The organism is Bradyrhizobium sp. SZCCHNS30572, assembly GCF_032484415.1.
Taxonomy (GTDB): domain Bacteria; phylum Pseudomonadota; class Alphaproteobacteria; order Rhizobiales; family Xanthobacteraceae; genus Bradyrhizobium.
This window is the reverse complement of the sequence record NZ_JAUESY010000005.1, coordinates 307,313-319,545: the sequence shown is the minus strand read 5'-3', so window position 1 is coordinate 319,545 and position 12,233 is coordinate 307,313. Positions and strand designations below refer to the sequence as shown.

Annotated in this window: 9 protein-coding genes; 1 reads left to right on the top strand and 8 read right to left on the bottom strand. The window is 65.8% G+C overall.

Features of this window, described 5'->3' with window-relative positions:
• Window positions 1-160 precede the first annotated feature (160 nt).
• The 8 genes from QX048_RS15710 to QX048_RS15675 all read right to left on the bottom strand — a co-directional run bounded on the left by QX048_RS15710 (window position 161) and on the right by QX048_RS15675 (window position 9,774).
• Entirely contained in the window at window positions 161-2,209 is a 2,049-nt protein-coding gene (locus tag QX048_RS15710) for a PQQ-dependent sugar dehydrogenase (RefSeq protein ID WP_315826349.1), read from the bottom strand.
• 13 nt (window positions 2,210-2,222) lie between these two features.
• Window positions 2,223-3,506: a sodium:proton antiporter NhaD gene (nhaD, locus tag QX048_RS15705; protein WP_315749228.1), complete on the bottom strand. Its 1,284-nt coding sequence runs from the start codon at window positions 3,504-3,506 to the stop codon at window positions 2,223-2,225.
• Window positions 3,507-3,619: 113 nt separating this feature from the next.
• A complete protein-coding gene (locus QX048_RS15700) occupies window positions 3,620-5,146 on the bottom strand; it encodes a cryptochrome/photolyase family protein (protein WP_315826348.1) in 1,527 nt (508 codons plus the stop codon).
• A gap of 30 nt (window positions 5,147-5,176) precedes the next feature.
• On the bottom strand, window positions 5,177-5,773 hold the full coding sequence (locus tag QX048_RS15695) for a sigma-70 family RNA polymerase sigma factor (RefSeq protein WP_316200520.1): 597 nt from the start codon (window positions 5,771-5,773) through the stop codon (window positions 5,177-5,179).
• Between the two features lie 155 nt (window positions 5,774-5,928).
• Complete coding sequence (locus QX048_RS15690) at window positions 5,929-6,579, bottom strand: ChrR family anti-sigma-E factor (RefSeq protein ID WP_315749232.1); 651 nt, start codon at window positions 6,577-6,579, stop codon at window positions 5,929-5,931.
• A complete protein-coding gene (locus tag QX048_RS15685) occupies window positions 6,576-7,121 on the bottom strand; it encodes a sigma-70 family RNA polymerase sigma factor (RefSeq protein WP_315826481.1) in 546 nt (181 codons plus the stop codon). Before QX048_RS15685 ends, QX048_RS15690 begins: the two co-directional genes overlap by 4 nt.
• Window positions 7,122-7,326: 205 nt before the next feature.
• A complete protein-coding gene (gene folE / locus QX048_RS15680) occupies window positions 7,327-7,947 on the bottom strand; it encodes a GTP cyclohydrolase I FolE (protein ID WP_315714899.1) in 621 nt (206 codons plus the stop codon).
• Between the two features lie 90 nt (window positions 7,948-8,037).
• Window positions 8,038-9,774, bottom strand: a complete 1,737-nt coding sequence (locus tag QX048_RS15675) for a methyl-accepting chemotaxis protein (protein WP_315826346.1) — start codon at window positions 9,772-9,774, stop codon at window positions 8,038-8,040.
• A 582-nt stretch (window positions 9,775-10,356) separates the two neighbouring features.
• Here QX048_RS15675 and QX048_RS15670 point away from each other — a divergent pair.
• On the top strand, window positions 10,357-11,943 hold the full coding sequence (locus QX048_RS15670) for a B12-binding domain-containing radical SAM protein (protein ID WP_315749235.1): 1,587 nt from the start codon (window positions 10,357-10,359) through the stop codon (window positions 11,941-11,943).
• Window positions 11,944-12,233: the final 290 nt, after the last annotated feature.

The window sequence follows — 12,233 nt, the reverse complement described above, 5'->3', positions numbered from 1 at the left end:
GATGCGTAGGGTGGACAAAGGCGCAGGACGACGCCGCTTGCGCCCGAACGCACGCTCGTGCGCGCCGTGCCCACCAGCATCTGCACCGGTGCGCGCGGCCGGTGGGCACGCGCCGCCTGCGGCGGTCGCTTTGCCCGCCCTACGGGCCATTGCAAGCCGGTCAGAGCGGCACCAGAAACTGCTGTTGGATGTAATAGCCATTGTCGTCCGTACAGGTGCCGTTGAGGTAGGTATCGGCGGGCCGGAAGAAACGGCTGAAGCCGGGCTTATTGACGGCAGACCTCTCGGTCATCACGACGACCTTGCCGAACGGGATCTCGCCGCATTCGCGGCCGTCGCCGGCGAAGAACTTGCGATGCGGAGGGCCGCCCGGTTTCACCCGCATCCTGGTTCCTGGAATCATCCGCGCGACCAGATCGTCCGCCACATCAAGCACCCTGGCGTAGCCTGGTTCCGTCTTGATGAGGTTGGCGCCCGGCGGCATCTGCCGCTCGGCACCCAATCCGCGCAATCGTTGACGCAGCCGGCCGGCTTCGGGATCGCCCGGATAGATCCAGCCGTCTTGCGCCAGCATGAAGCGCAGCACGGCGCGGTCCTTGTCGTCATCGGATTGCCCGGCCTTGAGGCCGAAATCCGAATGGCAGCCGCTGCAATGTTTTTCGATCAGGCTCCTGCGCACGGTCGTGAGCCGCGCGCGACTCGCCGCGTCCTGCATCGCGAAAGCCGCAAGCCGGTCGATCAGCGCCTCGCTCCTGATGTCGCAGGGCAGGGGTTCGGGGGCAGCCTCGCCAGAGCGGTCGATGCGGATCACGGTCTGGTTCTTGTCCTCGACCAGCCAGATCGCGCCGTCGTCGGCGATGGTCATGCCGACCGGCGCGCCCTGCGGCCGGATGCCGTTGACGCGATGCCACCCCGTGATGATCTCATCGAACGCCGCGGCCGGCGCGGGACCGGCTGCGGTCTGGAAAGCGCGGGTTGGCTCGGCGGCGCAGCTCACATGGTAGCGCACCGGCGCCGGGCTCAGCTTGGGGAAGCCGTGGTCGTCGACCTCGAAGGCGAGTAGCCGGCTGCCGGTCGGCCGATAGCCATGCAGGCCGACCAGCAGCTTGCCCTTCAGGTCGTCGAAGCGATCGCCGGTGTAGTAGAGCATGCCGAGCGGCGCGCCATGCGGCGGCAGCAGCGACCAGGGCTGCTTGTAGAGCGTGGTGGTGTTGCAGAGGTTCTTGAGCGCGCCGGACTGCAGCACACGCTTGAATTCCGGGCTCGGCGTCGTCAGGTCGTAGCAATAGGGCCAGCCATAGTGGCGGCCTTGCTCGATCGCGTTGATCTCCTCGTTGGGCGCGAAGATGTCCTGCAGGTCGCGCGCGTTCTCGCCCTGCAGGAACGCGGTGCCGGGATCGGGAAAGCGCGGATGCAGCGCCAGCGCCATCGAGTTGCGCAAGCCGCGCGCGAACACCTCATGAGGCGGAGCGGAATCGCCGGGTTTCAGCGCTGGAAAGAGGCCGCCGGCGGGCGGCGTGAACAACCAGATGGAAGCCAGCGGCGAGGTGCCGTCGCCCGCCGCGCAGGGTCGCGTGATCGGCGCCGGCGACAGGCAATTGTCGCTGTGCGAGCCGATGTTGACGAACAGCCGCCCGTTGCGGTCGAAAGCGAAGGCCTTCAGCGGATGCGCACTCTCCGCGATCCGGGTGCCGTCCGGCAAGGTCAGGCGGCGCCCAGGCAGATCGCGGATGATGGTCTCGATGGTCGCTCTCGGGTTCGCGGCGAGCGGATCGAAGCGGAAGATCGCGGTGTCGGTCGAGGCGTAGATCCTGCCGTCGAGGCCCGCGGCGAGGCCGAATGGATAGGACAGTCGCGTGACCGCCTCGCGGATGCGCTGGCCCGCGGGCGCTACGGGATCGAGGATGAGGAGGCGGCCGTCGTCATGGCCCCAGCCGCCCATGTCCGCGACCACGAACAGTTGATGGCCGGGAATCTGCACGATGCTGCGGGGAAATCGCAGGCCGTCGTCGCGACTGGCGACGAGGCCGGCGCAGAAGCCGGGCTTCATGTCGATCTGGAGGCGCGGAAAGGTGAGGGCGCCGTCGCCGCAACTGGCCGGGCCGAGCGCGTAGCCGCTGCGGATCGTCGCGTCGTCGGCGTGGCCAGCTCCGATGCCGATGAGCATGGCGGTCGCGACGGCTGCAAGACTGTGCCACGACCATTCCATGCGTCGGTCCCGCTCAGTGAAGCAGATTGTATTGGATGATGTAGGCGGCGGCGCCGGCAAAATAGCCGAGCAGGGCGATGCCGCTGATGCGGCGGACGTACCAGAAGAAGTGGATGTTCTCGAGCCCCATCGCGGCGACGCCGGCCGCCGAGCCGATGATCAGGATCGAGCCGCCGGTGCCGGCGCAGTAGGCGACGAACTCCCACAGGAAACTGTCGGGCGGAAACTGGCTCAGGCTGTACATGCCCATGGATGCTGCGACCAGCGGCACGTTGTCGATGACCGCGCTGGCGAGGCCGAGCACGATCACGATCAGGTCGAGCCGGCCGACGGTGCGATCGAGCCATTGCGCCAGCGCCTGCAGGATGTGGGTGTGCTCCAGCGCTGCGACGGCCAGCAGGATGCCGATGAAGAACACGATCGAGGGCATGTCGATGCGGGTCAGCGCATGCACGAGCGTCAGGCGCTGCTTCTGCTCCGAGGCCTTCTCGCGATGGATGATCTCGCCGACCATCCAGAGCAGGCCGAGGCCGAACAGGATGCCCATGAACGGCGGCAGGTGCGTCAGCGCCTTGAACACCGGCACGGCGACCAGGATGCCAAGGCCCATGAAGAACATCAGATTGCGCTCGAACGGCAGGATCGGGCTGATCGAGGCGAGCCCTGCGCTCGCCGGAGGCGCGAGCTGCTTGCCGCGCAGCGTGACGCTGACGACCGCGAGCGGCACCAGCAGGTTCAGGAGCGAGGGGATGAAGACCGACTTCATGATCGCGAGCGGCGTGATCTGGCCGCCGATCCACAGCATGGTGGTGGTGACGTCGCCGATCGCCGACCACGCGCCGCCGGCATTGGCGGCAATCACGATGATGGCGGCGAACACGAGACGATCTTCGTCACGCCCCGACAGCTTCTTCATCAGCGACACCATCACGATCGCGGTGGTGAGGTTGTCGAGCATGGCGCTGAGGAAGAAGGTCACGAAGCCGACCAGCCAGACCAGCGTGACCTGATTCCTGGTGCTGATCAGCGAGGTCACGACCTCGAAGCCGTTGTGCGCGTCGATGACCTCGACGATGGTCATCGCCCCGATCAGGAAGAAGATGATCTGCGCGGTCGAGGCCACGGACTCGTTGAGCTCAGCCGCAACGGCCGGCGCGGTCCCGCCCATGACGGCGTAGATGGTCCACATCAGGCCGGCACCGACCAGGGCGGTGGCTGCCTTGTTGATCCGGAATGGATGCTCCAGCGCCACCACGGCATAGGCGAGTGTGAAGACGGCGACGATGGCGGCGGTCATGGGCAGGGCATTCCGGGCTGGATCGGCGGGAGACGGATGGAACTGCCCAAGATATGACCGATCGGCGTCCGGCCAGCAAGCCGTGAGCGCTGTTCAGACCGGCGAACGCCGGATTACACCAGGGCCGACGCGATCGCGTCGGCGTGGCTCCGGATGGCGCGGATCTCCGCCGCGCTGCGGCGCTCGAGATTGACGTACTGGTTGCGCATGCGGCCATTATTGGCGAAGCGCCGGCGGTGCTTGGCAAGGAAGCTCCAATACAGCGTCGTGAGCGGGCAGGCCCTGTCGCCGGTCGCCTGCTTCGGATCGTAGCGGCAGTTGCGGCAATGGTCGCTCATGCGGTCGATGTAGTGGCCCGACGCCGCATAGGGCTTGGTGCCGACCACGCCGCCGTCGCCATGCTGGCTCATGCCGAGCGTGTTGGGCAGCGACACCCAGTCGATGGCGTCGTGAAACATCGACATGTGCCAGAGGTGCACATCGTAGGGCCGGACGCCGAGCAGCATCGCGAACAGGCCGAGCACCATCAGCCGCTCGATGTGATGCGCATAGGCATGGTCGATGGTGTGGCCGATCGCCTGCGCCAGGCAGCGCATGTCGGTCTCGCCGGTCCAGTAGAAGCGCGGCATCGGCAGGCCGGCGTCGAGCGCGTTCTCATCGGCGTAGTGAGGCATGCGCTGCCAATAGATGCCGCGCACGAATTCCCGCCAGCCGATGATCTGGCGGACGAAGCCCTCGAGCGCGTTCAGCGGCGCGTTGCGGCTCTGAAGCGCGGCCGCGACCACTTCGCGCGGATTCAGCATGTGCAGGTTCAGCGCGCCCGACAGCCGCGAGTGATACAGGAACGGCTCGTCGCTCAGCATCGCGTCCTGATAGGTGCCGAACAAGGAGAGGCGCCAGGCGACGAAATCGGAAAGCTCGGTCAGCGCGTCGACGCGCGACACCGGCAGGTCGAAGCGGTCGAGCTTGCCGGGACTGTTGGAGAAGCGCGCCGCGACCAGCTTGAGCACGTCGCGCGTGATCGCGTCGGGCGCATAGGATCTGGCGACGGGGATCGGCGGGCGCGACTTGCCGAATCCCTTGCGGTTCTCGGCGTCGAAATTCCAGCTGCCGCCGACCGGGCGGCCGCTCTCGTCGATCAGGATGCCGGTCTTGCGCCGCATCGCGCGGTAGAACGTCTCCATGATCGGGCGCGGATGGCGCTCGGTGAAGGCGTCGAACTCCTCCGCCGTGCACAGGAAGTGGCGGTCGGCGCGGATGTCGGGCCGCTGCGGCAGCTTGCGCAAGCCCTCGCGCACGCGAAAATCGCCGGGCTCCAGCACGATGGTCGCCGCAGGCCGCAGCGCCGCCTGATGCCGCGCGATCTCGCTGTCGAGTGCGCCGGTGTTGGCGGGATCATCGAGCCGGACGTAATGGACGGTGCGGCCGCGGCTCTCGAGATCGGCGCGGAAGTGGCGCATCGCCGCGAAGAAATACGCGATGCGCATCTTGTGCTGCGGAACGTAGCTGGCCTCGTCGCTGACCTCCATCTGCAGCACGGCGTCCTGCTCCGGGTCGAAACCGTCGAAGGCCGCCGAGTCCGCATCGAGCTGGTCGCCCAGCACGATGACAAGGTGTCTTACGGCACGTGTCCTGGTCATGGGACCTTGGTCATCACGCCATGCAGCCGATCAGGCGGCCGCCGCGGTAACCGCGTGGGCCTGGCCAAGACAGTCCTTGCGCACCGTGACCAGGCTGCGATGCAGCCAGGTCTTGATGGTGCCGACCGGCACGCCAAACCGTTCCGACAGACGCGTCCGGCTTTCGCCCTCGAGATAGGCGAGCGCCAGCAGCCGTCGGCGCTCCTCCGGCAGCCGCCCAAGCGCCTCGCGGGCGATCGGTTCCGCCAGCGCGTAGTCGAATTCGTCGGCGGCGCTGTCGGCGGAATCGGGGATCGCGAGGGCCTCATCGAGCTCCGAGGTCGGCACGCCGGTGGCGCGCAGCGCGTCGATCGCGGTGTTGCGCATGATCCTGCACATCCAGGTGATGGGCGAGGCGCGCGTCGGGTCGAAGCTCGCGGCATGCCGCCAGATCTTCAGGTAGCCATCCTGCAGGATGTCGTCGAGGTCAGCCGCGGACGGCAGCAAGGCGCGCACGGTCTTCCGCATCTTCAAGATCGTTGCAGCATGGAGCTCGGCAAAGGCTTGCTCATCGTTGCGTCCGGCACGGGCCAGCAGGCTGCCAAGATGCGCGACGCAACCCTTCTGATCCGCGCTTGCTGATCGCATCATTCTCCTCCATGCGCTCTCTCTGAACGGAAACGGGGCAGAGTCAGATGCGGATCACCGCCAGCGTGCTGTCGGTATCGCGCGGAGGGAAGTGGCGAATCGTCCAGCCGATCTAGCTCGTCTTGATTGCTCCGCGGCGGCACGCCACGATGCGATCAGAGCCGGACGAAGGGGCTGATGAGGCGGCCGAGCAGGCCGTGCATGCGCAGGTCGCCGGTCATGGCGACGAGGCAGAGGCAGGGGCCCTCGTCACCGACCACCGGACGATGGTCGACCTCGTCGTCGCCATAGTCGAAGTCGCCGGGTCCGTAATAGCCGCCGAGATGGCTGAAGCTGCCCTTCAGCACGCAGGTCAGCTCATTGCCGGAATGCGTATGCTCCAGCATCCGCGCCCCTGGCTCCGAGCGCAGCAAGAAGGCGCGCGATTTGCCGGTGCCAGGCAGCAGGATCGGGCGCATGCTGATGCCGGGTGCCACGCGCCGGCGCTTGCCGATCTTGCAGCGCTTGACCATCTCGGGCAGGTCCGCGAGCTCGGGATCGTGCTCGGCGACCTCGCTCACCTGCGGCGCCGCCTGCGGGCGTCGATCGATGCGGGCCATCACGGCATCGAAAGCATCCGCGCCCGTCGCGATCGGCTCGGCCGCGTCCAGCGAGGCGCCGGCGAGCTGCTCGATGGCGCGGACGAAGCGCTGGCATCGGCCGCAATCGGCGACATGGACACCGACGACCAGCCGCTCGGCCTCGTCGAGCGCACCAGTGGCGAAGTCGGCCAGCAGGTCTTCCGGCGGGTGGTGGCTGATCGTCATGTCGCGTCGTCCAACAGGTCTCTCAGGCGATTCATCGCCAGTCTGATTCGTGACTTTACCGTACCCAGCGGCAGGCCGAGCACCGCCGCGATTTCCGAATGCGGTCGTTCCTCAACGAACGACAGGCGGATCACGGTGGATTGCTCCGCCGATAATCTTTCGATCGCGGCCGCTACCCGTGTGGCATCTTCGACACGCGAGACGATCTGGTCGGCTGCGAGCGTCGGATCGGCTTCCTCGTCGCGCCCCACTTCTCTGCTCAGCCGGCTGTCGCGGGCGGCCTTGCGCACGGCGTCGATCCGCTGGTTGCGCGCGATCGTGAAGATCCAGGCGGCCGCGCCGGCCGTCGACGGATCGAATTGCCCCGCCTTCGTCCACACCGCCACCATGGTGGATTGGGCGATTTCCTCGGCGTCGTCGGCGTTGCAGCCGGTCTTGATGAGGAAACCTTTGATGCGGGGCGCAAAATGCGCGAACAGGGCCTTGAACGCCTCGCGGTCGCCGCGCGCGGCGACGCGTCCGATCAATTCAGCCCAATCCACAGTCGCCTTCGGCCCTCTGCTCACATTCACCTTGGTACGGGCGCCCAAGGCCCGTGCAAATCGATGCCGGGACGATGCCACGTTCCATTGCGCTAATCCAGCCGCTCTCATCGCGTGGTCATGGTCCCCGGCACGCATGCTTGATCCCGGATAACGTGGCTCATGGACGGCTGGATCACAGCGGGCGGACGATTTTCCGTGCCCCTCAATCCTTCAGATCGGAATTGACCATCGCCAGGAACTCCTGGCGGCTCATCGGGTCGGTGCGGAAGCAGCCGAGCATGCGGCTGGTGGTGAGATCGACGCCGTGCTTCTTGACGCCGCGCGAGCTGATGCAGTGATGGGCTGCCTTGATCACGACCGCCACGCCCTGCGGCTGCAGCACCTCGTCGATGATGTTGGCGATCTCGGCGGTCATGCGCTCCTGGATCTGCAGCCGGCTGGCATAGGCCTCGACGACCCGGGCGAGCTTGGAAATCCCGACCACGCGGTTGCGCGGCACGTAGCCGACCCAGGCGCGGCCGATGATGGGCGCCATGTGGTGCTCGCAATGGCTCTGGAACGGGATGTTCCGCAACAGCACCATCTCGTCGTAGCCGGCGGTCTCCTCGAACGTCTTGCGCAGATACTCCTCGGGGTTCTGCTCATAGCCGGAAAAATAGCTCTTGTAGGCCCGCGCGACGCGGGCCGGGGTCTCGGAGAGACCCTCGCGTGACGGGTCCTCGCCGATCCAGGTCAGGATGGTGCGGATGGCGTCCTCGACGTCATCCTGGGTGACCGCAACCGGGTCGCAGGCGAACGGAAGTTTCTTGGCTGTCTGGCGCACGATGGCTCTCCAAAAACCAAGAAACGGTTCCGGTGTCGGAACGGATCACGTCTTGTGGGGGCGATTTCCGCAACCGATGGCTCGCCGCCGTCAGCTCGCCTTGCGCAGCCGCATCTCCGCAGACGGACCCGAGCGGAGGTTCTGGAAGAACTTCTCGACCTCGTTGGCAAGCGTCTGCGCGGTCGCGTTGAGGTCGCCGGACGCCGACAGGACGGAGGCGGCGGCTGTCGAGGTCTCGCTGATGGCGTCGCGGAGCGAGTCGATGTTCATGACCAGCGTCTGGTTGCCCTGGGCGGTCGACTGCGCGTTGGTCGAGATCTCCCGCGTCGCCTGGTCCTGTTGCTGGATGGCATTGGAGATGTTCGAGGTGATCTCGTTGATGCCGCGGACCGCCTGGCCAATCTCGCGGACGGCGTCGACCGCGGTCTTGGTCGAGGCCTGGATCAGGCCGACGTTCTGGCTGATCTCCTCGGTCGCCTTGGCCGTCTGCCCGGCCAGCGCCTTGACCTCGTGAGCGACCACGGCAAAACCACGGCCGGCCTCGCCGGCGCGGGCGGCCTCGATGGTCGCATTCAGCGCGAGGAGATTGGTCTGCTCGGCGATGGTCTGGATCAGGGTCAGTACGCCGTCGATGCGCTGGGTGGCGGCGGCAAGGCCCTCGATCTCCGTGACCGACTTCTCGGTGCGCTGGCCGGTCTGCTCGACGGCGCCGGCCGACTGCCGGATCTGCCGGCCGATCTCCTCGACCGACGTCGACAGCTCCTCGGCGGCGCTGGCGACGGCGGAGACGTTGGTCGAGGCCTGCGACGTGGCGCCGGCCGCGGTGACCGCGCGCTCGTTGGCATCGGCCGTCAGCCGCGTGATCATCTCGGCGGTTTGGCGCATCGCGGCGGCGTTCTCGGTGACGGTCCGCATCACGCTGCCGATCGCGGTGCGGAATTGCTCGACCGCGGTCTCGATGTGGCGGGCCCGGGCTTCGCGGATTTCCGAGTCCTGCGAGACCTGGACATTGAGGTCGCGGTTATGGGCCATCGCCTGCTGGAACACGCCGATGGCGCGGGCGAGCTCGCCGATCTCGTCGGCCCGTCCGGCATGCGGCACCTCGACGTTCTCGGCGCCGGTCGCGACCTGGCGTATCGTATCGGTGATCTGCGACAGCGGCCGAGCGATCGAGCGGGCGATGATCACCACGCCGGCTGCGACCAGAACCAGCATCAGGCCGCCAAGACCGGTCAGCACGAGCGAGAGCTTGTTGTTCAGCGCCGTTTCCTCGGCGATCTTTCCTGCGCGCTCGACATAGACTTTGGACAGCGCCTCGAGATCCGTGTTGAGCGCCTTGCGCACGGAGCGATTGGCATCGTTGTCGCCCCACTCGCGTCCCGCAGCCGGGCTGATTTCATTGGCGCGGCGGACCAGTTCGGCGCGGAATTCGACGAATTGCTCGATCCGCTTCTTGAACGTTGCGAATTGCTGGGCGTCGTCGGCCTGGACGATCGCCTGCCACTTGTCGACGACCTTCAGGATGTCGGCATTGAACTTGAGCAAGCCGTTGCCGTATTGCTTCACGACGGCGGGGTCTGTCGACATATAGACGCCGCGCGACTCCATGACGACGGCATAGACAAGGCCGTTGACCAGCTGAACGTTGTGAGCGGCGAGATTGGCTGTCTCGATGGCTTTGATGAGCTCCGTGGCTCGCCGCGAGTTGTAGTCGGACAGCCAGGTGATTGCGGCGGTCAATAGCGCAAACAACGCAAAGATTGCGTAGAGCTTGACTGCGATGGATTGGCGCGTGGCCGTCTTCGTTGACGTCGGGCTTGAGGTCATGAGGTGAGATACCGCGAGTTTTTGCTACGACGGAGGAGGCGCTTGATCGTTAATAGTTATGCAAAACCTTCATGGAGAAAGCGTTAAGTGGACACCGTCAGTATTATGCAACCACAGCGCACTTTGCTTGGCGTTTCAATCGATTAGTTGGTGCTCCGCAGCAGGGGCGGGCGTCGGGGCATCCGGTCGACTACGGAGGGCATGCGCCATTTCGAGGCCCCTCGTTCCCCTGCAAATGCATTGCAAACCAGTGGCCGCGCGCACGCGCGCTCCGCAATTGGTTCGCCGGTCGGAGACAGGCGGGAGCAGTCGTCGCGCTCGACCGATCAATTATCCATCCGATTGGAACTTTGGATCGCCCTTCGCATTCCGCCATCCGTATTGCGATGCATCGGATCAGGTCGCCTCGTCAGGTCGCGTCGGATCATGCCGGGCAGCGTGAGCATCTGGCACGCGGCGGGACCTCGCGCCTTGCGACAGGAGCGGAAGGCGCGATCGCACTCAACTTTTCCGGAAGGGGTAGCGAAGCCTTATCTTCGGCCGTAAGGTAACCGGTTAGCGGGTTGTCGCGAGGGGCAGTCGATGAGATTCGAGGGCATCGAAACGGTACGTCGCATTCTCTGTGTGTTTCCGCGCTACACCTCGTCGTTCGGAACCTTCGAGCATGCCTATCCGCTCACCGACGGCATCCAGGCCTTCATGCCGCCGCAGGGGCTGCTGCTGATCGCGGCCTATCTTCCAGGTTCCTGGCAGGTGCGCTTCATCGATGAGAACATCCGCCCGGCGCAGGACGAGGATTTCTCATGGGCCGAAGCGGTGTTCGTCAGCGGCATGCACATCCAGCGTCAGCAGATGAACGACATCTGCCAGCGGGCGCACGCGTTCGACCTGCCGGTCGCGCTCGGCGGCCCCTCGGTCAGCGCCTGTCCGGACTACTACCCGAGCTTCGACTATCTGCATGTCGGCGAGCTCGGTGATGCGACCGACGAGCTGATCGCGCGGCTGGCGCGGGATCCGTCACGGCCTGCGCAGCAGGTCGTGCTGCGGACCAACGAGCGGGTGGCGATGACCGATTTCCCGGTGCCGGCCTACGAGCTCGCCGAGGTGAAGAAGTACTTTCTCGGCAGTATCCAGTATTCCAGCGGCTGCCCCTATCAGTGCGAGTTCTGCGACATCCCCGGCCTCTATGGGCGCAACCCGCGCATCAAGTCGCCGCAGCAGATCATCGCCGAGCTCGACAAGCTCAGGGAATGCGGCGTCACCGGCTCGGTCTATTTCGTCGACGACAACTTCATCGGCAACCGCAAAGCCGCGACGGAGCTGCTGCCGCATCTGATCGAATGGCAGAAGCGCACCGGCTATGTGATGCGGCTCGCCTGCGAGGCCACGCTCAACATCGCCAAGCGGCCCGAGATCCTGGAGAAGATGCGTGAGGCCTATTTCATCACCATCTTCTGCGGCATCGAGACGCCCGATCCGGATGCGCTGACGGCGATGCAGAAAGATCACAACATGATGGTGCCGATCCTGGAGGGGATCAGGACCATCAACAGCTACGGCATGGAGGTCGTCTCCGGTATCATCATGGGGCTGGACACCGACACGCCGCAGACCGCGGACGCGCTGCTGCAGTTCGTCGAGGAGAGCCGGATCCCGCTGCTCACGATCAATCTGCTGCAGGCGCTGCCGAAGACGCCCCTGTGGGATCGCCTCGAGCGCGAGGGCAGGCTGGTCCACGATGACAGTCGCGACTCCAACGTGAAATTCCTGATGCCCTATGACGAGGTGGTCACGGCGTGGCGGCGCTGCATGGAGGTTGCCTACGAGCCGGAGCGGCTGTTCGCGCGCTACAAGCACCAATGCGACACCACCTATGCCAACCGCATCGAGGTGCCGGTCAGCGACGAGATGAAGAGTTGGCCGAACATCAGGCGCGGCCTGGTCATGATGGGCAAGATCTTCTGGAAGGTGGGCGTGCTCGGCGACTACAAGCGGCCGTTCTGGCGCTTTGCCTGGAGCCAGCTCAAGCGAGGCGAGATCGAGAATTTCATCGCCGTGGCGTTGATCGCGCATCACCTCATCATGTTTGCGCGCGCCGCCTCGCGCGGGCATCAGAACGCGTCGAACTACTCGATCCGGCTGCGCGAGGCCGCCCTTCCCGCAGGGTGATGGTCCTATGTGGAACTGGGGGCGGCGGGTGGTGCTCGCCAGCACCGGCTCGCGGCCTGCCCAGAGCAAGGGACGGCTCGGTCGGATACCGGTCCTTGAGTCGTTCAGGTTTCGAGGCCCCGCGTCCGTCGGGGCCATCCACGCTCTTTTCAAGCACGGCAGAATCGTGGCGTGATCGGAAGCCGTGGCGGCTCGCCGTATTGTGTGGCCGCGCATGGTTGCGGCCGGGGAGTGAACCCTGCTAGATCGCCTCGACGAATTTTCACGTGTTTTCAAGGATTAGCTTGGGC